At 72.1% G+C, this 26067-nt stretch carries 20 protein-coding genes; 5 read left to right on the top strand and 15 right to left on the bottom strand.

Features of this window, described 5'->3' with window-relative positions; translation table 11 throughout:
• Positions 1-3: 3 nt before the first annotated feature.
• Complete coding sequence (locus AB0I79_RS04380; protein ID WP_357866690.1) at positions 4-1464, bottom strand: glycoside hydrolase family 13 protein; 1461 nt, start codon at positions 1462-1464, stop codon at positions 4-6.
• 240 nt (positions 1465-1704) lie between these two features.
• Between AB0I79_RS04380 and AB0I79_RS04375 the strand changes: the two genes are divergently transcribed.
• Together AB0I79_RS04375 and AB0I79_RS04370 are read left to right on the top strand one after the other, a co-directional pair.
• Positions 1705-2991: an ATP-binding cassette domain-containing protein gene (locus AB0I79_RS04375; RefSeq protein ID WP_357866687.1), complete on the top strand. Its 1287-nt coding sequence runs from the start codon at positions 1705-1707 to the stop codon at positions 2989-2991.
• Positions 2992-3134: 143 nt separating this feature from the next.
• Positions 3135-3758 carry an NAD(P)H-dependent oxidoreductase gene (locus tag AB0I79_RS04370; RefSeq protein ID WP_357866685.1) on the top strand — a complete coding sequence of 208 codons (624 nt, stop codon included), beginning with the start codon at positions 3135-3137 and terminating at the stop codon, positions 3756-3758.
• A 53-nt stretch (positions 3759-3811) separates the two neighbouring features.
• Here AB0I79_RS04370 and AB0I79_RS04365 read toward each other — a convergent pair whose 3' ends face one another.
• From AB0I79_RS04365 to AB0I79_RS04335, 7 genes are all read right to left on the bottom strand, one after another.
• Positions 3812-5005: a hypothetical protein gene (locus tag AB0I79_RS04365; RefSeq protein ID WP_357866683.1), complete on the bottom strand. Its 1194-nt coding sequence runs from the start codon at positions 5003-5005 to the stop codon at positions 3812-3814.
• 426 nt (positions 5006-5431) lie between these two features.
• Positions 5432-6745, bottom strand: a complete 1314-nt coding sequence (locus tag AB0I79_RS04360) for an acyltransferase (protein ID WP_357866680.1) — start codon at positions 6743-6745, stop codon at positions 5432-5434.
• A gap of 72 nt (positions 6746-6817) precedes the next feature.
• Positions 6818-7897 (bottom strand): cation diffusion facilitator family transporter, encoded by a 1080-nt coding sequence (locus AB0I79_RS04355; RefSeq protein WP_357866678.1) that lies wholly within the window; start codon positions 7895-7897, stop codon positions 6818-6820.
• A gap of 60 nt (positions 7898-7957) precedes the next feature.
• A complete protein-coding gene (locus AB0I79_RS04350) occupies positions 7958-9121 on the bottom strand; it encodes an acyl-CoA dehydrogenase family protein (protein ID WP_357866675.1) in 1164 nt (387 codons plus the stop codon).
• 10 nt (positions 9122-9131) lie between these two features.
• A complete protein-coding gene (locus AB0I79_RS04345; protein WP_357866672.1) occupies positions 9132-9644 on the bottom strand; it encodes a MaoC family dehydratase in 513 nt (170 codons plus the stop codon).
• Positions 9645-9713: 69 nt separating this feature from the next.
• Entirely contained in the window at positions 9714-10319 is a 606-nt protein-coding gene (locus AB0I79_RS04340) for an ACT domain-containing protein (protein ID WP_357866670.1), read from the bottom strand.
• 245 nt (positions 10320-10564) lie between these two features.
• A complete protein-coding gene (locus AB0I79_RS04335; protein ID WP_357866668.1) occupies positions 10565-13681 on the bottom strand; it encodes a cytochrome P450 in 3117 nt (1038 codons plus the stop codon).
• Positions 13682-13734: 53 nt separating this feature from the next.
• On the opposite strand from AB0I79_RS04335, the gene AB0I79_RS04330 reads away from it, so the two are divergent.
• Entirely contained in the window at positions 13735-14337 is a 603-nt protein-coding gene (locus AB0I79_RS04330) for a TetR/AcrR family transcriptional regulator (protein WP_357866665.1), read from the top strand.
• Here the strand turns inward: AB0I79_RS04330 and AB0I79_RS04325 are convergent.
• Positions 14261-14932, bottom strand: a complete 672-nt coding sequence (locus AB0I79_RS04325) for a DUF998 domain-containing protein (RefSeq protein WP_357866663.1) — start codon at positions 14930-14932, stop codon at positions 14261-14263. The genes AB0I79_RS04330 and AB0I79_RS04325 overlap by 77 nt on opposite strands.
• A gap of 148 nt (positions 14933-15080) precedes the next feature.
• On the opposite strand from AB0I79_RS04325, the gene AB0I79_RS04320 reads away from it, so the two are divergent.
• Positions 15081-16541, top strand: coding sequence for a histidine kinase (locus tag AB0I79_RS04320; RefSeq protein WP_357866661.1), 1461 nt, complete (start codon positions 15081-15083; stop codon positions 16539-16541).
• Between the two features lie 22 nt (positions 16542-16563).
• Positions 16564-17241: a response regulator transcription factor gene (locus AB0I79_RS04315; protein ID WP_357866658.1), complete on the top strand. Its 678-nt coding sequence runs from the start codon at positions 16564-16566 to the stop codon at positions 17239-17241.
• A gap of 239 nt (positions 17242-17480) precedes the next feature.
• Here the strand turns inward: AB0I79_RS04315 and AB0I79_RS04310 are convergent, their stop codons facing one another.
• The 6 genes from AB0I79_RS04310 to AB0I79_RS04285 form a co-directional block, all read right to left on the bottom strand.
• Positions 17481-17783, bottom strand: a complete 303-nt coding sequence (locus AB0I79_RS04310; protein ID WP_357866656.1) for a hypothetical protein — start codon at positions 17781-17783, stop codon at positions 17481-17483.
• Between the two features lie 76 nt (positions 17784-17859).
• A complete protein-coding gene (locus AB0I79_RS04305) occupies positions 17860-19944 on the bottom strand; it encodes a protein kinase (protein ID WP_357866654.1) in 2085 nt (694 codons plus the stop codon).
• 5 nt (positions 19945-19949) lie between these two features.
• Entirely contained in the window at positions 19950-21935 is a 1986-nt protein-coding gene (locus AB0I79_RS04300; RefSeq protein WP_357866652.1) for a protein kinase, read from the bottom strand.
• Positions 21936-22133: 198 nt separating this feature from the next.
• Positions 22134-23390 (bottom strand): NosD domain-containing protein, encoded by a 1257-nt coding sequence (locus AB0I79_RS04295; protein ID WP_357866649.1) that lies wholly within the window; start codon positions 23388-23390, stop codon positions 22134-22136.
• A 58-nt stretch (positions 23391-23448) separates the two neighbouring features.
• Positions 23449-25227: a glycoside hydrolase family 13 protein gene (locus tag AB0I79_RS04290; protein ID WP_357866647.1), complete on the bottom strand. Its 1779-nt coding sequence runs from the start codon at positions 25225-25227 to the stop codon at positions 23449-23451.
• Between the two features lie 5 nt (positions 25228-25232).
• A complete protein-coding gene (locus tag AB0I79_RS04285) occupies positions 25233-26066 on the bottom strand; it encodes a sugar ABC transporter permease (protein WP_357867075.1) in 834 nt (277 codons plus the stop codon).
• Position 26067 lies beyond the last annotated feature (1 nt).

Below are 26067 nucleotides of genomic sequence, written 5' to 3'. Positions count from 1 at the left end.
CACTTACTTTACTTTCCACCAGGCCGCCGAATCCGCTGCTCCAGGGACATCGGAGGCGATCAGGAGCTCGCCGTCGACGCCGAGGTCCACGGGGGTCCCGGTCAGGTTGACGGCGCAGACGAACGTACCGCGGGAGAACACCAGCGTGCCCTCGGGCGAGTCGTGCCAAACCAGCTCGCCCTCGATCTCCTTGCGCAGCCGCAGGGCCTGGCGGTACAGCTCCAGCGTCGAGCCGGGCACGCCGTGCTGGGCCTGCACGCTCAGCTCGGCCCAGCCCGCGGGGATGGGCAGCCACGGGTCGGTCCAGCCGCCGTCGCGCGTCCACGGCATCGGCACGCGGCAGCCGTCGCGGCCGCTGTCGGGGTCGCGCAGCCGCTGCGGGTCCTGGCACAGCTCCGCCGGCAGGTCGAGCACCTCGGGCAGGCCGAGCTCCTCGCCGTTGTAGACGTAGGCCGAGCCGGGCAGGGCGAGCGTCAGCAGCGCGGCGGCGCGGGCGCGGGCCAGGCTGCCGTAGCGGGTGACGTGCCGCTTGACGTCGTGGTTCGACAGCACCCAGGTGGTCGGCGCGCCGACCGAGCCGGCCGTGGCCAGCGAGGAGTCGATCACGGCACGCAGCTGCGTGGCGTCCCAGGGGGCGAACAGGTAGTGGAAGTTGAACGCCTGGTGCAGCTCGTCGGGGCGGACGTACATGGCCAGCCGCTCGGGCGTCGGCGCCCAGGCCTCGGCCACGCCGATCCGCTCGCCGGGGTAGGAGTCGAGCACGGCCCGCCAGGCGCGGTGGATCTCGTGCACGCCGTCGTTGTCGAAGAACGGCACCGGCTCCCTGCCGACCATCCTGGCCTGGTTGCCGCGGCCGATGTCGGGCAGGCCGGCCGGCTTGACCATGCCGTGCGCGACGTCCACGCGGAAGCCGTCGACGCCCAGGTCGAGCCAGAAGCGCAGGATCGACAGGAACTCCCCGCGCACCTCCTCGCTGTCCCAGTTGAGGTCCGGCTGGGCGGGGTCGAACAGGTGCAGGTACCACTGCCCGTCCGCCACCTGCGTCCACGCGGGCCCGCCGAAGATCGACTCCCAGTCGTTGGGCTGGTCGCGGAAGATGTAACGATCGCGCCTCTCGCCGCGCAGCGCCTGCTGGAACCAGGGGTGGGCGGAGGAGGTGTGGTTCGGCACGACGTCCACGATGACGCGCAGCCCGTGCTCGTGGGCCTCGTCGATGAGCGCCTTGGCGTCCGCGAGCGAGCCGAAAAGCGGGTCGACGTCGCGGTAGTCCGCCACGTCGTAGCCGAAGTCGGCCATCGGCGAGGTGTAGAACGGCGTCAGCCAGATGGCGTCCACACCGAGGTCGGCGAGGTACGGCAGGCGATCGCGAACACCGATCAGGTCACCGATGCCGTCACCGTTGCCATCGGCGAAACTGCGCACGTAGACCTGGTAGATCGCGGCGTCTCGCCACCAAGCGGTCATGGTTTCCCCCGAGTCATCCCCCGAACGTCCCGACCATGAAAGCCCTTTCCGCAACTTTACGCAAGTCCTTCCACGCCCCGCAGATCCGGAAATCTGGGTGTACGGACACCCAAAACTCCCGCCCGAAACGCACACGAAAGAGATTCTTTATGTCAAGGGTGGACATGTAGCGTTAAGGCGCGATGTACTACCTCATCAATCAGCCTCGTCACAGGTGACACGCGCGCAAGGTGTGGGCCCATGAGCTCGGTCGTTCTCGACAAAGTGTCCAAGGTGTATCCGGGTGACTACCTCGCAGTCGACCGGCTGAGCCTGCAGGCGGAAGACGGCGAGTTCCTCGTCCTTCTCGGCCCCTCGGGTTGCGGCAAGTCCACGCTGCTGCGCATGATCGCGGGCCTGGAGGAGATCACCGACGGCGAGCTCTGGTTAGACGGGCAAATGGCCAACCACCTCGCCCCGCGCGACCGTGACGTGGCGATGGTCTTCCAGAACGGCGCCCTCTACCCCCACCGGACGGTACGCGGGAACATCGCCTTCCCGCTGGAGATCGCCAAGTCCGACCCGGCCATGGTGCGCGAGCGCGTCACGGAGCTGTCGAAGGCGCTGCACATCGACGAGACGCTGGACCGCCGCCCGGGCACGCTCTCAGGCGGCCAGCGGCAGCGGGTGGCGATGGGCCGGGCGATCGTGCGCCAGCCCAAGCTGTTCCTCATGGACGAGCCGCTGTCGAACCTGGACGCCGGCATGCGCACCGAGCTGCGGATGGAGATCTCGTCGCTGGTCAGGTCGCTCGGCGTCACCACGATCTACGTCACGCACGACCAGGTCGAGGCGCTGACGCTGGCGGACCGGATCGCGATCCTGAATCGCGGCGTCCTTCAGGACGTCGGCACTCCGGCCCAGATTTACAACGATCCAGCGACGGCCTTCGTGGCCGCTTTCCTCAACTCCCAGCAGTTGAACCTGTTGGCGGCGGGTGTAAGGACGCCGCAGAACCAGTACGTGATGCTCGATTTCGGCCCGCACCGGCTCACGATGCCGTGGAGCGATCCCAGGGCGTACGCCATCTCGCAGCACACCGGCGGCCAGGTCCTGGTGGGGCTGCGGCCGGACGGGCTGGCGCCGGTGCCGGAGTCGTACGAGGGGCCGTCTTTCTTCGGGCGGGTGCGGGCGCTGGAGTACCACGGGCACGAGTGGCTGGCGTACCTGGAGTGCGGGATGCCGGCCGTACCGGTGCCCGAGCCGCCGGACCCGCGCGGCCGGCGCGCCAACGGCGGCAAGAACGGCGCCGGCAAGCTGTCGGGCCTGGTGCGGCGGCTGTTCCCGCGCCAGGAGCAGGAGTGGCAGGAGCAGGAGCAGGTCGGCGCGCATGCCAACAGCGGCATCCACCGCCGCTCCGACCTGATCGTCCGGCTCGGCAACCGGCCCATCTGGCGCGCCGGCGACGCCGCCAAGGTCGGGGTGGACCTGTCCCGCATCATGATCTTCACCATGGACGGCGCCCGCATCGACCCGCCGCGCCGCTAGCCCCCTCCCGCCTGCCTCCCAGGCCGGGCGCCCTCCGGCGGCGCCCGGCCTTCTTTTCGCTTGACCAACCGGACCGCAGTCCGTATTGTCGGCTCACGTAACCGGACCACAGTCCGAAACTTCCAGCGAAGGGAACCGGCACCATGAGCCGTCTGCTGCACGTCTCCGCCTCACCGCGCGGAGCGGAGTCCATCTCCCTGGCCATCGCCAGGACGTTCACCGACGAGTACCTCGCCACCCACCCCGGCTCCTCCGTCGACCACTTCGACCTGTGGGACGGGACGCTCCCCGAGTTCGGCCCGGCCGCCGCGCACGCCAAGATGACCGTGTTCGGGGGCGGCACACCGGAGGGCGAGCAGGCGGCGGCCTGGGCGGCGGCCGTGCGCACGTTCGAGCGCTTCGACGCCTACGACCGGTACCTGTTCAGCGTGCCCATGTGGAACTCGGGGGTGCCGTACAAGCTGAAGCAGTTCATCGACGTCGTCAGCCAGCCCGCGATGGTCTTCGACGTGCACCCGGAGACCGGCTACCGCGGCCTCGTCACGGGCAAGCGCGCCGCCGTCGTCTACACCAGCGCCGTGTGGGGGCCGGGGCTGGGGCCGGAGTTCGGGATCGACTTCCAGTCCACGTTCTTCGAGGAGTGGCTGAAGTGGGCGGGGATCGGCGACGTGCGGGCGATCCGGCACCACCCGACGCTGACGGGCTCGTACGAGAACGAGCGCAAGCAGGCGGACGAGCACGCCAGACAGGTCGCCAGGACGTTCTAGCGGCGCAGGCCGGTGAACGCGGCGGGGAGTCATCCATGAGATACAGGCCGAGTTCAGGAGGCCGCCGACCATCGAGGGCCGTCGGCGGTGTCCTCGACCGCCACGCCGCCCCGCGCCATCGCGTCCCGCACCGCGTCCGCCACGTCGTAACACCCCCTCCCCCGCAGCTCCGCCCGCAACTCCAGCAGCGGCTCCACCAGTGCGGGCAGCCCCTCGGAGCGCCGGCCCGCCGCCTGGGCGAGCTCGCCCAGGCGGGCGATCAGCAGCCGCATCAGCTCCCTGGCCTGCTCCACCCCGCCCGCGTCCTCCTCCGTGTCGGCGGCCCACTTGACGATCTCCGCCTCCAGGTCGAGCACGGCCTGCGCCGCCGCCACCATGTCGGGCCGGTCGGCGGCGGTCTTGAAGAGCTCCTCGCACGAGCGGATCGTCTCCTCCAGCGTCACCTCGGCGGGCGCGTCGGCGACGGCGTCCAGGGGTGGGAGCGGGACGGGGGCGCCGGCGCGGCCCTCGGCCAGGCGGCGCAGCTCGCCGAGGTCGGTGGTGGTGCCCGTGGGCAGGATCGCGAGCGAGCCGGGCCGCCGCACGGTCAGGCCGCCGCGGCCCGCGACGCGCACCGACTCGCTCTCCAGGTCGATGATCAGGGCGGTGTGCTCGTCGAGCCCGAGGACCGCCGTGCCGGGCGGCAGCTCGCGCTCCATGCGCGACAGCCGGCGCTCGCCGAGGTAGCAGTAGCGGGTGTCGTGGGTGCCGCCCTCGGCGTTGTCGAAGTGCGGGATCAGCACCGCCCGCAGCCCGAGCGGCTCCAGCAGGTCGATGCCCTCGCGCCAGTGGGGCTCGGCGCCGACCTTGTAGATCTCGTAGACCGGCACGGTCGCCAGGCCGGCGGTGCAGGCGGCGGCCGAGGCCAGCACGGTCACGCCCGCGCGGGCACGGATCCTGGCCCGCAGGTCGCCGGCCACGCCGGAGCCGGCCCACCGGTCGAGCGCGTAGGTGGGGCTGCCGGGGCCGGAGAACACCCAGTCGGCGCCGGTGATCGCCGACGCCACCTCGACATCCAGGCCGACGCTGCGGGCGAAGTATCCGCGAGCGCGGGCGGAGATGTCGGCATGGTTCTCCTGGAAGGCGTACGGGGTGTCGAGCAGCACGGCCCGCGCCCCCGCGCGCAGCGTCCGCGCGGCGGCGCGGTGGATCTCCACCATGGTCGGGCTCGTCTCGCCCGACCCCATCAGCACCAGCAAACCGGGCATCAGTCTCGGCCTCTCTCTCGCACGCCCTCGACTACAACCCTGCCCGCCGCGAAGTTTCAAGACCAGGACACATATGCCTCACGGACGCAGTTGCATATGATTGGCAGTAAGTTGTTGTCGGTGACGGGGAGACACGTGGTCTCGGTTGAGACGCTCATGCTACGGGTGAGCACCGACAAGCGATGGTCCTACCGGCATGCCATTACCCAGCCACTACACGGGGAGAGCCCCGACGGGGCCGCCCGCAGGCTGGCCGGCGTCACGGCCGGCGACCCCGGCGTGGTCGTGCACTCCACGAGCTGGCGGCACGAGCCGGGCGGGAGGATCGTGCTGACGTACGCGATCTGCCCCGATCCGGAGCCCTGGCTGGCCGCCGTCGAGGTGCCGGTGCTGGAGATCGCCCGGGGCGAGGCCCCCGCGACGCCGTCACCCGAGCGGGTCCACCTGGCCAACGTGGTCGCGCACGCGGTCAGGCACCTGGCGTTCCTGATGGCCGAGGACCCGGTCGTGGCCGGAGTCCTGGCTCGCCACCCGCTGATCGCCTCCGCCCTGGAGCCCGTGACGGCACCGGCGTGACACGCGGCGGCCCAGCTCCTGCATGGGCCGCTCGACGTACCGGTAGGTCAGCGCGCTGGCGCCGACGATCACGGCCACCGCCAGCACCGACATGCCGAGCTGGACCGGCAGGTCCGCCCGCCGCAGGTCGCCGGAGATCTCCACGAAGTACTTCAGCACCGGGTGGTGCACCAGGTAGAGCGAGTAGCTGATCAGCCCGAACCACACCAGCACCCGGGGCAGCCGCCGCCCGCGCAGCGCCATCCCGATCGCGAACGTGGCCCCGGCCAGCGCGATCGTGGTGATCCACACGTCGGCCCGCACCCACCACCAGCCGCTCTCGATCGCCCACAGGGGGGAGATCGCGACCAGCGCCGAGGTGACCGCGACCGGCCACAACCCGCCCGTCCCGCGCTCCCACCGGTGGATGGCCGTGCCCGCGAACATCACGGCCAGCACCGCCGTGCCCAGCCACGGCACCCGGCTGCTCAGCACCAGCAACGTCACCGCCATGAGGCCGAGCACGCAGGCCGACAGCGTACGGAGCCTGCCCACGAGCACCCCGGTCAGGCCGACGACGAACACCGCGCACGACACGTACGCCGGCCACCCGCCCTTGAGCACCGCGCCCGACGCCACCAGCCCCACCACCACGGCCCCCGCCGCGAACCCCATCGACAGCAGCCCGCTGCGGTCGTGCCCGCGGATCAGGAACAGCGCCGTGACCAGCAGGTAGAACACCATCTCGTACGACAGCGTCCACATGGTGTCGGCCACCCCGCCGACGCTGACGACGTCGAGCAGCATGGTCGCGTGCGCCGCCACCGCGCTCCCGTCGCGCGGCACCTCCCCCCGCACCGGCACCCACCACGCCAAGGCCAGGACCAGGGCGATGACGGCGAGGTAGAGAGGGTAGAGGCGGAAGAAGCGGCTGATCCAGAAGGCCCTGACGTCGCCGTGCCGCTCCAGGGACGTCGGGATGATGTAGCCGCTGACCAGGAAGAAGACCAGGATGCCGTAGACGCCCAGGCTGAACCAGTAGGGCCGCAGCGCGGGCAGGAACCACGGCAGCAGGTGCTCGGCCACCACGGCGAGCGCGCCGATGCCGCGCAGGGCATCGAGCCAGGCGAGCCTCGCGGCGGGCGGGGCGGAGGGCGTGGCGGCGGGAAGGGCGGCGGCGGACACTCGCCCCAACCTACCCTTTCCGGCCTCGGTGATGCCGGGATCGGCGGGGTCAGCGGTGCCTTTCACGGGTCTTCAAGGCTCGCGGTGGGCGGTGAGGCTGGCGTGGTGGTCGGCGCCGTCCGGGCCGTCCGGGTCCGTGTGGACGGTGGCGGCGCGCAGCCGTGGCAGGTCGTGGATGAGGCGGTGCTCGGCCTCGACGGCCACCTTGTGCGCCGCCACGACGGACATGTCATGATCGACGAGGATCTCCACCTCGGCGTGCAGCGCGTGGCCGATCCACCGCAGCCGTACGGACTCCACCCCCCGCACCCCGTCCACCGTGGCCAGGATGCGCTCGGCGTCGTCCACGAGCGCGGGATCGACGGCGTCCATGAGCCGGTGGTAGATCTCGCGGGCCGCGTCACGCAGGACGAAGCCGATGGCGATGGTGATGAGGAGGCCGACGACGGGGTCGGCCACGGGGAAGCCGAGCGCGGCACCGCCCGCGCCCAGGAGCACGGCCAGCGAGGTGAAACCGTCGGTCCTGGCGTGCAGGCCGTCGGCCACCAGCGCGGCCGAGCCGATCTCCTTGCCGACCTTGATGCGGTAGCGGGCCACCCACTCGTTGCCGGCGAACCCGATCACCGCCGCCGCGGCCACCCAGCCCACCGCCCTGATCTCCTGCGGGTCGAGCAGCCGCCGGACCGCCTCGTACCCGGCCAGGGCCGCCGAGGCGGTGATGAGCAGCACGATGACGATGCCCGCCAGGTCCTCCGCGCGGCCGTACCCGTAGGTGAAGCGGCGGTTGGCGGCGCGGCGGCCCAGCGAGAACGCGATGGCCAGCGGCACGGCGGTGAGGGCGTCGGCGAAGTTGTGCAGCGTGTCGCCGAGCAGCGCGACGGAGCCCGAGGCGGCGACGATGACGGCCTGGACGGCGGCGGTGGCCATGAGGACGGCGAAGGAGATGGCCAGCACGCGCATGCCCCGGTCGCTGGCCTCCAGGGCGCTGTCGGTCTTGTCGGAGGTGTCGTGGCTGTGGGGGGCGATGGCGTGGCCGATCCCGCCCAGCACGGCCCTGATCCGGCCGCCCCCGCCCTCCGCATGCCCGTGCCCGTGTCCATGTCCGTGCCCGTGATCGTCATCATGATCGGCGGGATCGTGCTGGTCGGACATGGCATCCCTCACTTGCGCCCTTCGTCCCTTTCCTCAGGATAAGGAGTGGCCGTCGGCCGCCTACCAGCCGACCTTGCCCTTCCCCGAGACGAGCGCGCGGGCGATGACCATCCGCTGCACGTCGTTGGTGCCCTCGCCGATCGCCATCAGCGGCGCGTCCCGGTAGAGGCGCTCGACCACGTACTCCTGCGAGTACCCGTACCCGCCGTGGATGCGCATCGACTCCAGCGACGCCTTGAGCGCCACCTCCGAGGCGAAGTACTTGGCCATGCCCGCCTCCATGTCCACCCGCCTGCCCCCATCGGCCTGGGAAGCGGCCCAGTACGTGAGCAGCCGGGCGGCCTGGATCTCCGTGGCCATGTCGGCGAGCTTGAGCTGGATGGCCTGGAAGTCGGCGATCGCCTGGCCGAAGGCGGTGCGCTCGCGGGCGTAGCCGAGCGCGGCGTCGTAGGCGGCCTGGGCGACGCCGACGGCGCGGGCGGCGATGTTGACGCGGCCCAGCTCCAGCCCGCCGAGCACCTGCTGCATGCCGCGCCCCTCGACGCCGCCGAGCAGGCAGGCGAGCGGCACGCGTACCTCGTCGAGCACCACCTCGCACGTCTCGGTGCCCTTGTAGCCGAGCTTGGGCAGGTCGCGGCTGACGCTGAAGCCGGGCGACGACGGGTCCACCAGCAGCACCGACATGCCCTTGTGGGCGGGCTCGGTGATCGAGGTCTTGACGAGGACGGGCAGCGGGTCGGCGTGGCGGGCGTTGGTGATCCACGTCTTGGTGCCGGTCACGACGTAGTGATCGCCGTCGCGGACGGCGCGGGTCTGGATGCCCTGCAGGTCGGTGCCCGCACCGGGCTCGGTCAGCGCGATCGCGGTACGGCGCGCGCCGGTGGCCAGGTCGGGCAGGTGCAGCCGCTTCTGCTCCTCGGTGCCGTGGCGGGCGATCATCCAGCAGGCCAGCGAGTGGGAGCCGATGGTGCCCGCCACGCCCATCCAGCCGCGCGCGATCTCCTCGAAGACCAGCGCGAACGAGACCATGTCGGCCGCCATGCCGCCGTACTCCTCGGGCACGGACAGCCCGAACAGCCCCATCTGCTTCATCTTGTCGACGATCTCGGCGGGATAGCGCCCGGAGTGCTCCCACTCGGTCGCGACCGGCACGATCTCCTTGTCCACGAACGCGCGCAGGGTCTCGCGGAACGCCTTCTGCTCGTCGGTCAGCTCGAAGTCCATGTGCGCCTCCTCAGAGCGGGCCGGTCCTGGCCTGGGGGAAGTAACCCTTGTCGTGCGGGGCGTCGCGCCGGTAGACCATGACGGTCCGCGTCCAGGACATGATCTCGTCGCCGTCCTGGTTGAGCCCGCGGGTGTAGCAGGTGACGATGCCGGCGTACGGGCGGGACCTCGACTCCCGTTTCGCGGTCACCTTCGACTCGGCGTACAGCGTGTCGCCCACGAACACCGGGTGGGTGAGCTTGATCTCCTCCCAGCCCAGGTTCATGATCGCGGTCTGGCTGACGTCGATGACGGACAGGCCGAGCACGATGGCCACGGTCAGCCCGGAGTTCACGATGATCTTGCCGGTGGGCGACTTGGCGGCCAGGTGGGCGTTGAAGTGGTTCTGGTTCGTGTTCATGGTCAGGAGCGTGAACCAGGTGTTGTCCGCCTCGCTGATCGTGCGGCCCATGGGGTGCTGGTAGACGTCGCCGACGGTGAAGTCCTCGTAGTAGCGGCCGATGGCGGGCTCGTGCACGGTCACGGGCTGCTCCTGTTGCTACGCGATCAGGAGGCCCACGTTAGTGACCAGATGATTGTTCGGTCAATCAGGTCAGGACGCGCGTGCCGCCAGCTTCGAGACCACGTCCACGATGCGGGCGGCCCGCTCCACCTCGGCACGGTGGAACACCGGGCCCTCCGCCCGCGCCACGACCACGTGCAGCCCGGCGGCGAGCACGGGCAGCAGCATCAGCCGCACCTCCTCGGCGTCCACGCAGATGGCCCGCGGCGGCGGCTCGGGCAGCTCGAACTCGGCGGGCGCCGCCAGCGAGGCGTGCCGCACGGCCCCGTCGGCCACCGCCACCGACCACTCCGCGCCGCACAGCGCGGGCAGGGCGTCCACGAGCGTGGCGAAACCCCTGGAGGGCTCGGCGGCCACGTGCATGAGCAGGTCGTAGTCGGGGGCCGAACCCGGCACCTCCTTGGTGGCCCACACGCCTTCCACCCGTACGCCGGGCACGGCGGACAGCCGCTCGCGCGCCTCGGCGGCGGTCACCGGGCCCGGCCAGGAGACGGTGAAGTCGTCCACGGCCCGGCCGGCCTCGCGTTCGAGCACGGTGACCTGCAGGATGTCCGCTCCCAGCGCGCCCAGCGCCTTGGCGACCTGGCCGAGACCACCCGGCCGGTCGGGCAACGACACCCTCAGTCGCAGCAGCATTTCCGCCCCCTTTCCAGAGGCTCTCACAGTGCCGTGGAAAGGTTTCGAGCATGTTCCACGGATATGTCGCGCATGCTGCGGTTATATCCCAAGATGCAGTGTTAAGTCCGGATTGTCGATAAAGGGAAGTTGAGGTTTTCCGCCCGGCATCCTGTGCCACCGAGCCCCGGCCGCGGGGCCGGGGCTCTCGCAGTCGCAGCCGTAGCCGCAGTCGCAGCAACCGCAGCAGCAGCAGCCGCCGCAGGTCAGGCGAACACGTCCTGCTGGTAACGCCCGTCTGCCTCCAGCCGCGCCAGCCACGCCGCGCCGCCCTCGCCACCGGTCCTGCTCCGGTGGATGTCCAGCAGAGCCTGCCGTACGGCGGGCGCCATCCGCAGCCCGTCACCGCAGACGTACACGTGGGCGCCCTGCTCCAGCAGCTCCCACACCTCGTCCGCGTGCGCCGCGACGGCATCCTGAACGAACCGGTACGGATGCCCCGGCACGGCCGAGTACGCCCGGTGCACGCTCACCCCGCCGGCCCCCTCCCAGGAGGCCAGCTCATCGGCGTACAGCAGGTCGTGCTCGGGATGGCGGCACCCGGTGAACACCTCGGCCCGCCCCGTCGCCCCGCCCAGCGCCCGCTCCTCCAGGAAGCCGCGCAGCGGCGCGAACCCGGTGCCGGGGCCGACGAGGATCACCGGCGTGGCGGGGTCGTCCGGCAGCCGGAACGGCGGCGCGGGCACCCGGACGTAACCGTAGAAGACCTCGCCCTCCTTCAGCCCCGCCAGGTATGCCGAGCACATGCCCTGGTAGGTGCCGGCACCGGACCAGGCGGGGCCCTCGACGAGGCCGACGGTGAGCCGTACCACGCCGGGGTCGGCCAGCGGCGAGGAGGAGACGGAGTAGTAGCGCGGCTTGATCGGCCCGGCCATCTCCAGGAACACCGGCAGCGGCAGCTCGATCGCCGGGAAGCGCTCCAGCAGCGCCAGCGGGGAGACACGCTTGGCGAGGATCTCGTCGGCGTAGCTCGCGGTCAGCTCGGCGAGCTGCCCCCTGGTCCACGGGCAGGCGGTGTGCGCGGCCAGCGCCTCCAGGTCGGCGCGGGTGGCCACCTCCTGCAGCTCGGCGAACTCGGTCAGCAGCAGCCCGGCGGTGACCGGCGTGTCCACGGGCAGGTGGGTCGTGCCGGCGGCGCGCAGCCGTACGACCTGCTCGCGGGGGACGCGCAGGCAGCGCAGCGCCCACTCCACCAGCTCGGGGTCGTTCTTGGCGAAGACGGCCACGTGGTCGCCCGCCGAGTACGTCACCCCCTCGGGCAGCCTGGCCACGATGGAGCGCACGCCGGGGCGCGGCGCCTCGGTCGAGAAGTCCCAGAGCCCCTCGGGGTCGCCGGTCAGCTCCTCGTTGGAGATGACGGTGAGCGGGAAGGCGCGCTCCGACACCACCGACGGCCTGACCTCGGCCTCGCTGAGCACCTCCATCTCGTACCGCGGCCCCGCCGCCCCGGCGTCGGCGCTGTACTCCTCGGCCAGCGCCGCCCACAGGCGCGCCGTCCACGCGGACACGTCGCCGTCGAAGTCGCCGTCCGTGTCGGCCTCGCCCCGCTCGATGAGCGGGACGGCCCCCGCCGCCGTCAGCTTCTCGTACGCGCGCCGCGGGAAGTCCTGGTACGTGGGCCACTGCGTGTTGCCGCAGCCCAGCACGGCCAGCCGCACGCCGGACAGGTCGGGCAGCGTCTCCAGGGCGTCGAAGCGCTGCGCGTTGTCGGGCGCCTTGCCGTTGTAGGAGGAGGCCACCACGATCAGCAGCCCCTCGGCGGGCGGCGTCAGCTCGTCCAGCGTGGTCAGCGTGGTGGCGAACCCGGCCCGCCCGGCCCGCTCGGCCAGCCGCTCGGCGATGTCGGAGCTGGTGCCGAGGTTGGAGCCGTAGGCGACGGTGAGCGGCACGCCGGTCACCGCGATGTCGTGCTGCTCGCTGTCCTGCTCCGGCAGCGCGGCCACCACGGCCCGCTCGTGCGCGCGCCGCTCGCGGACCCTGAGCGTGAACCCGTCGGGCTTCAGCGTCAGCGTCTGCTTGGTCTTCATGCGGTAGACGTTCGGGTCGGACAGGGCGAAGCGCCGCAGGATCATCGCCAGCGCCAGCCTGGCCTCCGTGAGCGCGAACTGGCGTCCGATGCAGGCCCGCTCGCCGTTGCCGAACGGCTTGTACGCGGCGGGGTGATGGTTCTTCTTGTTCTCCGGCAGCCAGCGGTCGATGTCGAACTCGTCCGGCCGCTCCCACGCCTTGGCGCTACGGTGCAGCGGCGGGAGCAGCACGCCGACGCCCTGGTTCCTGGGGATGAGGTAGGGGCCGATCATGGTGTCGCGCTCGGCGGTCACGCTGAAGGCGGGGATCGGCGACCAGATCCGCAGCGTCTCCTCCAGGATGCGGGGGATGACGTCCAGCTTCATGATCGTCTCGTACGCCGGCGGCTCGTCGCCCGGCAGCAGCCGGTCCACCTCCTCGTAGGCGCGGGCCAGCACGTGCGGCTCGCGCAGCAGGTTGTACAGGGCGAAGGAGAGCAGGCCGCTGGTGGTCTCGTGGCCGGCGATCAGGAAGGTGAGGACCTGGTTGCGGATGTTCTCGTCGGACAGGCGGGCACCCGTCTGCGGGTCGGACGCCTCCAGCATCAGCCCCAGCAGGTCCTTGGCGCCCCCGCCGGCACCCTCGGCGCGGCGCTGCTTGATCACCTCGTCCACGAGCTCCTGCATGGTGGCGATGTCGCGCCGGTAGCTCTCCTCGTTCCGCTTCTTGAGCTTGGTGACGAACGGGAGCTGCTGGTTGCGGTGCATGGCCTCGGTCAGCGCCCCGCCCATGGCCTCCAGGAACGGGTGCAGCCGCGGCGAGTCGAAGGAGTTGAACCGGTAGCCGAACCCGGTCAGCGAGATCGTGTCGAGGGTCAGCCTGGTCATGTCGTCGGCGACGGGCAGGTCCTCCCCCTGGCGGGCTGCCCACGACGCGACGAGCTGCTCGGCGACCTCCAGGAACTGCGGGTAGTACGCCTTCATCGAGCGCTGGCTGAAGGCCGGCATCAGGATGCGGTGCGCGTGGCCCCACACCGGCTCGTCGTGATCGGCCGTGAACAGGCCGTCACCGCCGAAGTCGCGCACGATCGCCAGCGGCGGTCTGATCCGCTTGACGAACCGGCTCTCGTCACACACCTCGGCCACCAGGTCCGGGTCGTAGACGAGGATGACCCGGCGGCCGGCGATCTCGAGCTGGAAGATGCCCTCGTCGTACTGCGAGGCGACCTTGACGAAGTGCTCGACCGGCGCGTGCGAGGGGACCTGCAGCGTGTTGCCCACGAGGGGCAGGCCCGCAGGGGCGGGGATCCGAGCCATGAGTGCTCCCTTCCATAGCCATACACCGTATGGCTGACGCTACCATACGGTGTATGGCAGTGAGCGCGCGCAGGGGCGCACCCCTGACTCTCGAAGAGATCAGCTCCACCGCTCTGCGTCTGATGGACGAGGGCGGCGTGGAGGGGTTGTCCATGCGCAAGCTGGCGGCCGAGCTGGACGTCAACCCCATGTCGCTGTACCACCACGTGGACAACAAGGACGCGCTGATCAGGCTGATCTGCTCAACGGCCGCGCAGCGCATGGAGCTGCCGCCGGACGACGGCTCACCCTGGCAGGACCAGCTCCGGGCGCTGGGCCTGGCCTACCACCGCAACGCGCTGGAACATCCGGCCATGTGGCACCACCTGCACAACCACCCCGAGATCATCGCGGACCGGGGGCTCGTCATCTGGCAGACCCTCTACCGCATCCTGCGCCTGGCCGGGGTGCCGGAGCCGGAGCTGCGGCGGACGAGCGACGTGCTGCACGCCTTCGTCACGGGCTTCGTCATCGCCGAGACGACGGGGCACCTGCCGGCCGAGGAGGTCGAGCGCGACTTCGACACGGCCATCAGGCTGATCATCGGGGGGTTGTCGGGGATGTCGGAGCGCTCGGGCTCCTCGGAGTCGCCGGGGCAGTCGGGGCTGTCCGGCTGAGGCGCACCGCCAGGAGGGTGAGCCAGGTCCAGCCCGTCACGATGAGCACGCGCTGGATCAGGCCAGCGTTGGGCGCGTCCTGCGCGAACGCCTGGCCGTACGCGAGGAACAGCGCCACCGTGGCGAGCGCCGTGACCAGCGAGTACGCCCTCCACCACCCCTTCAGCCGGAACGCGGCGGTCAGGCACGCGAGCGGCAGCGCGAGGAAGACCAGCAGCGAGGCCAGGTCGTGGGCGCTGTTGTGCCGGCTCGTGACGGCCGGGATGCCGGGCGGCGCGCCGGGCGGGTAACCCTGCATCGGGTCCATCACGAACGCGCCCGCGCCGATCAAGCCCACACCGAACAGGGCGATCAGCACGGCCGTCCAGCGGGAGCCGAGGGCGCGGCGCACGCCCTCGGCGTAGGGGAGCATCAGCAGGCCGGTCACGATGAAGCTCGCGATCTGGATCCAGCCGCGGTCGCCGAGGCTGAGCTGGCTGCCCGAGTGGTAGACGGGGTCGTAGCCGGGGCGCAGGGCGCCCTCGGCGAGCAGCACGATCACGAAGAGCGGCGCGCCGGCGGCGCCACAGAGCAGCAGCGTTCTGGTGGTCGTCATCGAGTTCTCCAGGGGATCCGGGGCAGGGGGCGCCGGCCGGTCCTGCCAGTCCAGCAGGGCCGATCGAGGGCGTGCACTGGCCGGGTGGCCATGGTGTGTGGCCGATCGGCCAGTGATCGGCGGCCCGTGCTCGCATAGGCTCCCCGGCATGACGGTCGTGCCACGCCGGCTGCTGCCCGCCGAGCTCGCCGCGCTCGACGGGTGGCCCGCCGATCGCCGCACGGCACGCGACTGGGCCGCCGACGCCGGGCTGTTCGCGTTCGCCGTGATCATGGCGGTGGAGCAGGCCGCCGCCTACCCTCCCGCCGGGGCGGACTTCGTGCCCGCCTGGCACGTGGCGATCAACCCCTGGGTGGCGGCGGTGGCGTGCCTGGCCCTGTGGTGGCGGCGGCGCTTCCCCGTGCGGTTCGGGGTGGCGATGGCCGTCGCGCTGGCCCTGTCTGCCTCGGCCATGGGGGCGGCGATGGTGGCCGGGCTCACCGTCGCCGTGCACCGGCCGTGGGGACGGGCGGCGGCGGTCACGGGGGCGTACCTGCTGGTGTGCGGGTACTACGGGCTGTTCGCCGAGCCGCCGGGGGTGCAGCGGCCGGTGCTGGTGGCCACGCTGCTGCTGATGCTCGGCGGGCCGCTGTGCCTGGGCATGGCCGTACGGGCGCGCCGCCTCCTGGTCGTCAGCCTGCGGCGGGAGGCCGAGGTGGGCGCGCGCGAGCACCGGCTGGAGCTGGCTGAGGCCCAGCGGGCGGAACGGGAACGCAGGCTGGAGCTCGCCGAGGCGCGCAGGGCCGAGCGGGAGCACCGGCTCGCGCTGGCGGAGGCGCGCAGGGCGGAGCGGGAACGGCTGGCCCGTGAGATGCACGACGTGCTGGCCCATCGGGTGTCACTGCTGACCGTGCACGCGGGCGCGCTCGCCTACCGCAGCTCCCGCGCCGCCGCCGGGACGGGCCCGCCCCTGGACGCCGAGGAGGTGGGCGGTGCGGTGGAGGTGATCCAGGACAACGCGCGGCTGGCGCTGGAGGAGCTGCGGGACGTGCTGTCGGTGCTGCGCGACGGTGAGCCCGCGGACGCCCCGCCGCAGCCGGGTCTGGCCGACCTGCCGCGCCTGGTCGCCGAGGCGGAGTCGGCCGGGCAGCGGGTGCGGCTCGCCGTGGGGGACGAGGTGGCGGCGCGGGCGGGGTCGGTGCGGGCGCACGTGCAGCGGACGGCGTACCGGACCGTCCAGGAAGGGCTCACGAACGCGCGCAAGCACGGGCCGCCGGGTGCGGAGGTGCTGGTACGCGTGAACGGCGTCGCCGGGGACGAGCTGATCGTCACAGTGGAGAGCCCCGTCACGGGCACCGGCTCACCCGCCGAGTCCTGCCAGACCTGCGAGGGCAAGGCGGCCGGGGCGGGCGGCGGCTCGCCGTCCTGGGCGACCGGGGCAGGTAGCGGCTCACACGCCGGAGCGGCCGGGGCAGGTAGCGACTCACACGCCGGAGCGGCCGGGGCGGGCGGGGGTAAGGGGCTGATCGGGCTCGGGGAGCGGGTGGGGCTGGACGGGGGCAGTCTGGAGCATGGGGTGCGCGGCGGGGTGTTCGTGCTGTCGGCGCGTCTACCGTGGCAGCAGACGTAGGGACGCATCTCCTGGAGGGCGTGTGGCTGAGCCGATTCGGGTCCTGCTCGTGGACGACGACCCGCTGGTGTGCGCCGGGCTGCGGCTGATGCTGCGCGGCGCGCCCGACCTCGAGGTGGTCGGGGAGGCCGCCGACGGGGCCGACGTGCCGGGGGCCGTCGAGCGGCTGGCTCCCGACGTGGTGCTGATGGACATCCGCATGCCGTACCTGGACGGGATCTCCGCCACCAGGGCGCTCGCCGCGCGCTCGGGCCGCAGGCCGCAGGTGATCGTGCTGACCACGTTCGACGCGGACGGGACGGTGATCGAGGCACTGCGGGCGGGCGCGTCGGGGTTCCTGGTCAAGCACACGCCGCCCGAGCAGATCGTCGAGGCCGTGCGGCGGGCCGCCGCCGGTGAGCCGGTCCTGTCCCCCGGGGTCGCCCGCACCCTCATCTCCCACGTCACCGGCGCCCCGGACGCCCGCACCAGGCGCGCCCGCGACGGCCTGGCCCGGCTGACCGGACGGGAGCGCGAGGTCGCCCTCGCCGTGGCGGAAGGCACCTCGAACGCCGAGATCGCCGCGCTCCTGCACCTGTCGGTGGGGGCCGTCAAGGCGCACATCTCCAGCGCCCTGGCCAAGCTGGGGCTGGTCAACCGCACCCAGCTCGCCATCCTGGCCCACGACGCCCGCACCGGTGAGGAGACCCCCGGCCGCTAACCCCGGTCACTGGCCCACGGCCGCTGCCCCTGGGCAACTGATCCTGGGTAACTGATCCTGGACCGCCGACTGGGCGCCGCCCACCCGGGCCGCCGTGCTGGGCCGCCGACCTGGGCGCCGCCCACCCGGGCCGCCGTGCTGGGCCGCCGCGCTGGGCTGCCAAGCTGGGCCGGCTGGCCTGGGCCGCCGAACTGGACCGGCCGGCCTGGGCCGTATCGGGGGCCTCGGCGCGACGGGCCTCAGCCGGCGGCCTCCCAGACCGCCTCGAACGCCTCCGGGGTGATCCCGGTCAGCTCCCACACCTCCAGCGGCTGGTCGGTCAGGAAGCCGTACTCGTCCTGCAGGTGCCGCCACCAGTAACGGCGGGCACCCCGGTCGGCGCCCACCTCGACCTGCCGCACGGCCCACTGCTCGCGGTTGTCACCCTCGACGCTCTCGAACAACCACGCCCGCCCGTCCTCGTCGCCCATGTGCCAGTAGTGACGGGGCGTGTCGGACTCGGCGAGCTGCCGCACCAGCGGCTGGCGAAGATCTGGAACCACGGCGCCACTCTAGAGCGTGCGGGACGCCGCCGGTCGGACGGGCCGTCGCTCCCGCCGGCCACGCCCAGGGGGGGCATCACCGGATGGTCAGCGAGACCGTCACCTTGTCCAGCTCCTTCGCCGGGCCTTCGACGAGGGTGCGCGCCACCTTGCCCCGCAGGTCCACCATCACCACCTTGGTGCGGCCGCCGCTGGAGGTCGTGGCGAGGTAGTGCTCGCCGTCCAGCCAGCTCTCGAACACGTGGCCGTCACCGAGCGGTACCTCGGCCGCGCGCCGGCCGGTGGCGGCGTCCCACAGGCACAGGTCGCGGCCCGGCGGCGGGCACCGGGTGCTGAACACCGTGCCGTGCCTCGGGCTGGTCACCGCGTTGGCGGCGAAGAGCTCGCCCACTCCGGGGAACGAGCGCAGCTCGGCGCCTTTCAGGTCGTACAGGCGCACCGTGCCGTCCTGGCCCTGGTGCAGCACGCCGCCGCCCGGCCCCCAGACGAACGGGCCGGTGCCGCCGCCCGCCACGTCGAGGACGGTGACGGCCTTGGTGACCGGGTCCACCACGACGAACCCGGTGGCGCGCCGCTTCTCCCCCTTGCCCTCGCGGACGGTCAGGAGCAGGCGTTCGTCGTCGCTCCAGCGCAGGTCGGTGGTGTCGCCGGGCTTGTCGGATGTGCGGACCTGGACGTCCTCACCGGTGCGGCGGGTCACCAGGCGCAGCACGTTGAAGTCGGTGCGGGCCAGGGTGCCGATGCCCAGGGCGGCGACGTATCCGCCGCCGGGGGAGACCTCCGGTGTCTGGAAGTTGCCGAAGAAGGTGAACGTTCCCGAGGCGGGGTCACGGACGTACGCCGGGTTGCCCGCCGCCGGGTCGTTCGTCACGCCGAAGACCGACGTCACCCACAGCGGGTCGTCCGGGTTGTCGTACACCTTGATCGACCAGTCGGGGAGACGGACGGTCGCCGTCGAGGAGGTCCGCATCGGCTTCGCGAGCGTGTGCACCGAGCGCCCCGGCGAGGGCACAGAGCGGTCCGGTGAGGGCACCGAGCGGTCCGGTGACGGAACCGAGTGCTCTGCCGAGGGAGCCGAGTGCTCCGGCGAGGGCGTGACCGCCTGGGCTGCTTGCTCGCCCGGCGTCCGCGTCAGCACGTACGCCGCGCCGCCCGCCACCAGCACCGCCAGCGCCGCCGCAGCGGCCGAGTATCGGAGCCACCGTAGCCGGGACGTCTGCGTCCCGCGTCCGGCGGACTGCGGCTCGGGCTGCACCTCGGACCCCTGCCCGGCCGCGGGCTGTGGCGCGGGCGGCGTCGCGGATTCCTGGCCGGCCGCGAGCAGGCGCTTGGCCGGTACGGGATGGCCGAGCAGCGTCAGCAACGCGCGCGAGGCCGCCGGCCGCTCGGCCGGTTCCTTGGCCAGGCAGCACAGCACCAGCTCCCGCAGATCGCCCTGGAGATCGCCCACCTCGGGCTCCGCCGTGAGGATGCGGTTGATCAGCACCGGGAGGTGGGCGGAGCCGAACGGCGGCCGGCCCGTGCCCGCCGCCACGATCGTGCACGCCCACGCGAACAGGTCGGCCGGCGGGCCCGATCCCGCCTCGGAGAACTGCTCCGGCGCCATGTACGGCGGCGTCCCCACCAGCTCGGCGGCGGTACGCTCGCCCGAGTCCAGCCCGCGCGCGATCCCGAAGTCGATGACCCGCGGGCCGTCCCGGCCGAGCAGCACGTTGCCCGGTTTGAAGTCGCGGTGCACCACCCCCGCCTGATGGATCGCCGCCAGCGCGGTCAGCGTGCCGATCGCCAGCCGGCGCAGCTCCGCGCCGCGCAGCGGCCCTCGCTGGGCGATCACCTGGGCCAGCGACGGGCCGTCCACGTACTCGCTGACGATGTACGGCAGCCCGTTCAGGTCGCCGGTCGCCAGCACGTTCGCGGTGCAGAACGCCTTCACGCGGCGGGTCAGCTCGATCTCCCGGGCGAAGTCCGCCCCGGCGCCCGCGCTGTTGTCCGCTCCGCCGGCCGCCGCTGGGCCGTGCCGCAGCACCTTGACCGCGACCTTCTCCCCCTGCGGCGACTCTCCCAGGTACACCACGCCCTGGCCGCCCTCGCCGAGCCGGCCCAGGATGCGGTACGACGCCACCTCAGCGGGATCACCGGCGAGCAGCGGTGTGGCGGGCATGGCCGTCACCGCGCCACGGGTGCCCAGTTCAGGGCGCCGTTGAGCGGGTTGACGTCCGCGAGCACCCGCGACACGTCCCCGACCAGGTTCAGGATGCGCACCTCTGCACGCTTGTCGTTCTTCTTGTCCGGCTGCTGGAGGAGCAGGTGGGCCTCATCGAACCAGCCGAGCAGGTTCGCGTCAGAGCTGATCCCCGGAACGGTGGCCACCCGCACGCCCGTCTCGGCGTTCCACACGCACAGCTCCCCGCCCTTGGGGCAGACGGTGTAGAACAGCTTGCCGGAGGGGGAGAACCAGTCGCGGTTGCGCGGCTTGCCCACCCAGTGCATGCTCCGGGTCACCTGGCCGGCATCGTTGTAGAAGTCGACGCCGTTGGTGTCGCCGTCGTGGTAGCCGCGGGCCAGCCCGCCGTCCGGGGTGAAGGTGAACGCCAGGCTGACGTCGTCGGAGTACTCCGCCTCCACCACCTTGGCGGTCCTGGTGGTCACGTCCACCACCGCGAAGCCGCTGATCTTGGTCCGTTTCTCGTCGGTGACCGACAGCACCACCCGTCGGCTGTCGCGAGACCACGCCGGGAACCACGTCTGCTTCGGCTTCTTCACCGTGTCGACCGTGAACCGCTCGCCCGTCCTGAGGTTGACGAACTTGACCTGGTCCATGTCGGAGTCCTGGAACTTCAGCCACGGGTTCAGCGCGACCCAGGCGCCGTCCGGTGAGACCACCGGCTCCTCGCCGAAGCCGACCTGCTTGAACGCGCCCGAGGCGTCGCGGGCGAAGGCGCTGAACGGCTCCTTGGTCTGCAGGTACGCGGCCAGGCGCACCGCGTCGGTGGCGTGCTCGTGCAGGGTGGCCCCGATGTCCGGCAGCTTGACGTCCTTGTCGGCCTTCTTCGCCACCGACGGCACGGGCGCGGCCGTCGCGCCTGCCGTGATCCGCGGCGCCCCCGTGATCACCGCCCCCGCCGCCTGCGTCGGCACCGCCCCCGTGGGCTGCGCCGGCAGGGCGGTCGCGGGCGGGGCGGTCGCGGTCAGAGTGGTCGCGGGCTGGGCGGCGGCAGGGGGCCCGGAGGGCGTCCCGCGCTGGCCTGTCAGCGCGTACACGCCGCCGCCCGACAGCACGGCCCCCGCGACGAACGCCGCCACCGCGACCAGCACCGTGCTCCGCCGCCGGCCGGGCGGCGCGACCGGTGGCGCGGGCGGCGCCGGCGCCGCGCCGTCCGCGGGCTCAGCCGCTTCCGTCCCGTCCCCCGGCACCGTACCGGTCAGGAAGCTCGTCTCCCCCACGAGACGCAGCAGCACGTCGCTCGCGGCGGGGCGCCGCGCCGGGTCCTTGTCCAAGCAGGCCAGCACCAGCTCCCGCAGGTCGCCGAGGTCGGGCAGCTCCGGATCGGCGTTCGCGATGCGGTTGACCGTGCCGGCCATCGAGCCGCCGTCGAAGGGCGAACGCCCGGACGACGCGTACGCGATCGTCGCCGCCCACGAGAACAGGTCCGCGGCCGGGCCCGCCTCGCCTCCCTGTAACCGCTCGGGGGCGGTGAACGCGGGAACGTCCACCGTGCGGGTGGTGGCCTCGCCGGTGGACGCCATCGCCCGTGCCAGCCCGAACCCGATCACCCGGAGACCGTCGGGCCCGAGCACCACCGTGTCCGGTCCCAGATCGCCGTGCGCCGCCCCCAGCTGGTGAAGGGCGACCAGGGCGGTCACCGTCCCCACCGCGAACCGGTGCAACGCCGCGTCACGCAGCCGCTGCCCCGCGGCGACGGCCTCCCGTAACGTCGGGCCGTCGATGTACTCGCTCACGACGAACGGCCGCCCGTCCTCCAGCACGCCGGAGCCGAGGACCTGCGCCGTGCAGAAGGCCGAGACGTCCCGCAGCGGCTCGACGGCCTCCAGGAAGCGGCCGGGATCGACGTCGGCGGGCAGGACCCTGACGACCACCCGCTCACCGTCGTCCGGCTCGCCGACGTAGGTGCTCGCGCCCAGCCTTCCCACGAGCCGATACGGCCCTGTTCCGGAAGGATCTCCCGCACGCAGCGGCTGGATCACCGGCATCTCCCGCGCCCCCCTCGCCCGTCCATCCCTCGATGATCGATCATGGTGGCTCCGCATCGCAACGGCCTGCGTCGGAGCGGTCCAAACCGGCCTGGGGCGGGCGGCGCCGCGGGGTGGCGCGGGCGCTTGGAGGGAGGGTCAGTGCTGGTAAGCCCCGGCGTCCAGCGGACCGGACAGGGCCTTGCCCTTGACGTCCTTGCCGAACGCCTTCCCGCCGTACCACTTCGGCGTCAGCGCCACCCCGCGCCCCAGCGCCGGCGAGCCCGGCCGCAGCCGCAGGTCGGTCCGGGAGACGAACTTGGGATCGGCCGCCACCGACTTGGGCCCCAGCTTGAACTTGGCCGTCCGCCCCTGGTAGACGCTGCCGTCCTCGTCGGCCCCGGCCCCGTCCTCCCAGCCGGCCTCGCCGCCGACCGCGATCACGTTGTTGCGCAGCTTCAGCAGCGACGGGGAGCAGCCGTCGTGGCAGGACCAGCCGATGGTGTTCTTGGCCGGCAGGTAGACGGAGTTGTGCACGGCGATCGTGCCCTTGACGGGGCCGACGATGTGGCGGGAGCCGCGGGTGATGAGGAAGGAGCCACGGGTGCGGGAGGAGGTGACGACGTTGAAGGCGAAGAGGTTGCCGGTGGCGGTCTTGCCCTTCTGGGCGCCGAGCTCGGTGAACGTCTCGTTGTTCCTGGCGATGTTGTGGGTGACCCTGTTGCGGTCGCCGTTGAAGATCTCGACGGCGGCGCCGTCGATGCCGTAGTCGGCGCTCTTGGCGTAGCTGCCGGTGATGGTGTTGCCGGTCACGACGTTGTCGTCGCCGTTGAGGAGCACGCCGAAGGCGCCGGAGTCGTTGTCGCCGCCGTCGTCGTTGACGCTCATCCGGTTGTTGTCGGTCAGGACGCTGTCGCGGATGGTGTTGCGGGAGCCGGAGGGCGAGACGAAGACGCCGGCGATGTTGCGGTCGGCCTTGACCCCGCTCAGCTCGTTGTTGTCGCCGTCGAGCTGGAAACCGGCCCAGCGGCAGTTGGAGGCGTGCAGGCCGCTGATGGCCCAGTGGTTGCCCTTGACGACGACGCAGTCGTCGTCGCTGCCGCTGATCTTGGCGAGCGCGCCGCTGCCGTACGCCTTGATGGTGATGGGCCGGGCGGCGGTGCCGCTGGCCTCCAGCGTGAACGGACCGGTGAAGCTGCCGCCGCGCTTGACGGCGACGGTGTCGCCCGGCTTGAGCTCGGCGGCGGTGACCTTCTCCAGGGACTTCCACGCGGTGGCCGCGCTGGTGCCGTCGGCGGCGTCGTCACCGGCGCGGGAGTCCACGTAGTAGGTGGTGCCCGCGCCCGCATGAGCGGCGGCTGCGGACGGTACGGCAGGCAGGAGCGAGGCCAGCACGGCTACGGAGAGCAACCTCATACGAGCACACCACTATCTAGTTGGGACGGGAGAGTCAGCAGAGGCCACCGTAGCGTGATCAGCGCGTGAGGCGCCACATACGCAGCGAAGGTCCCTCCCCCGGGATGACGTCGCCGTCCTGCGCGTTGTAGAGGCCGGTGGCGTGCGTGCCGATGGGGAGCGGCTCGCCGGGCGCGCGGCGGGCGGACACGAGGATCGTCTCGTCGTACGTCTCGCGCGCGAACACCAGGCAGTCGGCGTCGGCGTGCAGCCAGCGCAGGCCGCCGTGGCGCAGGGCGGGCTCGGCCCGGCGCAGCCCGAACAGGTCGCGGTAACCGGCCAGCGTCTGAAGGTCCTGGTCGGCGGGCCGGTTCCAGGGCATGGGGGTGCGCGAGTGCTCGCCGTTCACGCCGGTCAGGCCGTACTCGCTGCCGGCGAACACCATGGGCGTGCCGGGCAGCGTGGCCTGCAGGCCGGTGGCGAGCAGGTGGCGCTCGCGCGAGCCGGTCACGGTGCGGACGCGGGGCGTGTCGTGCGAGTCGAGGAGCTGCCAGGAGTGCACGAGCGAGCGCCACGACATCTGCGAGGCGAACGACCTGAAGGCGGCCAGCGTGGCGGTGCCGTCGCGGTGCGGCACGCCGCCCGGCACGCCGAGGAAGTGCTCCAGGTCGCAGCCGGGGCCGCGCAGCCAGGCCCAGACGGGGCGGGTGAAGCCGCCGTAGTTCATGGTGCCCTGCCAGCCGTCGCGGTCGAGGTCGCGGGTGGCGTCGTGGTTGTGCTCGGCGATGAAGGCGGCGTCGGGGCCGAGCTCGGCGCGCAGCAGGGCGGCGACCTCGGCGGCGTAGTCGTCGGCGCCGCGCCTGCCGGTCATGTTGGCCACGTCCACGCGCCAGCCGTCGAACGGGCCGAGCCACTTCTTGAGCACGGCCGTCATCCCGGCGCGTACCAGCTCGCTGCCCCAGTTGAGCTTGGGCAGCGTCTTGATGCCCCACCAGGATTCGTAGTCGCCCGTCACCGGGTCGAAGTAGAACATCTCGCGTTCCGGCGCGTTCACGTCGGAGACCGCCGCGGTGAACCACTCGTGCGTGTCGCCGGTGTGGTTGGTGGTGATGTCGCCGAGCAGCCGCATGCCGCGCGCGTGCAGCGCGCCGGACAGGCGGTGCAGCGCCTCGTCGCCGCCGAGCAGCGGGTCCACGTGCTCGAACGTGGAGGCGTTGTAGCGGTGGTTGGAGCGGGCGGGGAAGATCGGCGTCAGGTAGACGGTGTCGGCGCCGAGGCTCTGGATGTGGTCGAGGCGGCCGGTGATGCCGTCGAGGTCGCCGCCGTAGAACTGCTGGGAGGTGCCGGCGCCGCTGGGGATGACCGGGTCGCGGTCCCAGTCGCGGGGCAGCGCCCAGTCGGGCAGGTCCGGCATGGGCCGGGAGCGGTCGAAGCGGTCGGGGAAGATCTGGTAGACGATGGCGTCCGACATCCACTCAGGCGGGGCCTGGTGGCAGACGAGGCGGAAGTCGCCGGCGTCGGTGAGGTCGTGCGCGGCGGGCCCGGCCGCGGTCAGCCAGCGCTGCCCGCTCGTGGTGTGGAGCAGGAAGCGGTACGGGGTGACGGGGTTGACCGCGGTGATCTCGGCCCGCCACCAGACGTCGGTCGGGCCGTACCCGCTCGCCTGCCTGCCCCGGTCGACCGTGGCCTCGAAGTAGCGCGGCTCCCCGTCGTGCACGGCGCGGACGTGCACGGCGGTGACCCCGGCGGCCAGCGGCGCGCGCAGCCAGAGCGTGACCCGCGCGCCGAGCCCGGGCCGCTGGTCGGAGACATACAGAGCCGAGCCGTCGTGATGCGGCTCCCCCAGAAATCGCAGCACTGCACCTATCCCTTGACTGCTCCGGCGGTCAGGCCGGAGACGATGTACTTCTGCAACCAGAGGAACACACCGACCGTCGGAACGGCGGTAATGAGGGTGGCGGCGGCGAACATGCCGAAGTTCGCGTTGCGGTGGTCGCCGGCGATCATGCCGTACATGCCGACGGCCAGGGTCTTGCTCTCGGGGTCGCGCAGGAACACGTTGGCCATGAGGAACTCGCTCATGGTGCCGATGAAGGCCAGCAGCGCGGTGACCGCGAGGATCGGCGTGACCAGCGGCATGACGACCCGCCAGAAGATCTGGGCGTGCGTGGCGCCGTCGACGGTGGCGGCCTCGTCCAGCTCCTTGGGCACGGTGTCGAGGAAGCCCTTCATCAGCCAGGTGTTCACGCCGAGCGCGCCGCCGAGGTAGAGCAGCAGCAGGCCCCACACGGTGTTGAAGCCGAAGGCGGGGTAGAGCTCGGTCACCTCGGTGAAGATCATGAAGATCGTCACGATGGCCAGGAACTGCGGGAACATCTGGATGAGCAGCAGCGCCATCATGCCGACCCGGCGGCCGGCGAAGCGCATGCGGCTGAAGGCGTACGCGGCGAACATCGACAGCAGCAGGCTCGCGAACGACGACACCAGCGCGATGAACACCGAGTTGAAGAACCACCGGCCGAACGGGTAGGTGTCGGAGGTCAGCAGGTTGGCGAAGTTGTTCAGGCTCGCGCCCGTGGGCAGCAGCTGGGTGGAGGCCAGCGTGCCCATCGGGTTGATCGCGGCGGAGAGCACGAACAGGATCGGGAACACCGCGAACGCGCACACGACGAGCACGAAGACGTGCCGGAGCGTCATC

It is taken from the genome of Nonomuraea sp. NPDC050202, from assembly GCF_040656115.1.
GTDB lineage: Bacteria > Actinomycetota > Actinomycetes > Streptosporangiales > Streptosporangiaceae > Nonomuraea.
This window is presented reverse-complemented; position numbering and strand designations above follow the sequence as displayed.

Bases quoted from the DNA above. Each gene is read 5' to 3' on its own strand.
- AB0I79_RS04380 (WP_357866690.1), bottom strand. From the start codon at position 1,464: ATGACCGCTTGGTGGCGAGACGCCGCGATCTACCAGGTCTACGTGCGC.
- AB0I79_RS04375 (WP_357866687.1), top strand. From the start codon at position 1,705: ATGAGCTCGGTCGTTCTCGACAAAGTGTCCAAGGTGTATCCGGGTGAC.
- AB0I79_RS04370 (WP_357866685.1), top strand. From the start codon at position 3,135: ATGAGCCGTCTGCTGCACGTCTCCGCCTCACCGCGCGGAGCGGAGTCC.
- AB0I79_RS04365 (WP_357866683.1), bottom strand. From the start codon at position 5,005: ATGCCCGGTTTGCTGGTGCTGATGGGGTCGGGCGAGACGAGCCCGACC.
- AB0I79_RS04355 (WP_357866678.1), bottom strand. From the start codon at position 7,897: ATGTCCGACCAGCACGATCCCGCCGATCATGATGACGATCACGGGCAC.
- AB0I79_RS04350 (WP_357866675.1), bottom strand. From the start codon at position 9,121: ATGGACTTCGAGCTGACCGACGAGCAGAAGGCGTTCCGCGAGACCCTG.
- AB0I79_RS04340 (WP_357866670.1), bottom strand. From the start codon at position 10,319: ATGCTGCTGCGACTGAGGGTGTCGTTGCCCGACCGGCCGGGTGGTCTC.
- AB0I79_RS04335 (WP_357866668.1), bottom strand. From the start codon at position 13,681: ATGGCTCGGATCCCCGCCCCTGCGGGCCTGCCCCTCGTGGGCAACACG.
- AB0I79_RS04330 (WP_357866665.1), top strand. From the start codon at position 13,735: ATGGCAGTGAGCGCGCGCAGGGGCGCACCCCTGACTCTCGAAGAGATC.
- AB0I79_RS04325 (WP_357866663.1), bottom strand. From the start codon at position 14,932: ATGACGACCACCAGAACGCTGCTGCTCTGTGGCGCCGCCGGCGCGCCG.
- AB0I79_RS04320 (WP_357866661.1), top strand. From the start codon at position 15,081: ATGACGGTCGTGCCACGCCGGCTGCTGCCCGCCGAGCTCGCCGCGCTC.
- AB0I79_RS04305 (WP_357866654.1), bottom strand. From the start codon at position 19,944: ATGCCCGCCACACCGCTGCTCGCCGGTGATCCCGCTGAGGTGGCGTCG.
- AB0I79_RS04295 (WP_357866649.1), bottom strand. From the start codon at position 23,390: ATGAGGTTGCTCTCCGTAGCCGTGCTGGCCTCGCTCCTGCCTGCCGTA.
- AB0I79_RS04285 (WP_357867075.1), bottom strand. From the start codon at position 26,066: ATGACGCTCCGGCACGTCTTCGTGCTCGTCGTGTGCGCGTTCGCGGTG.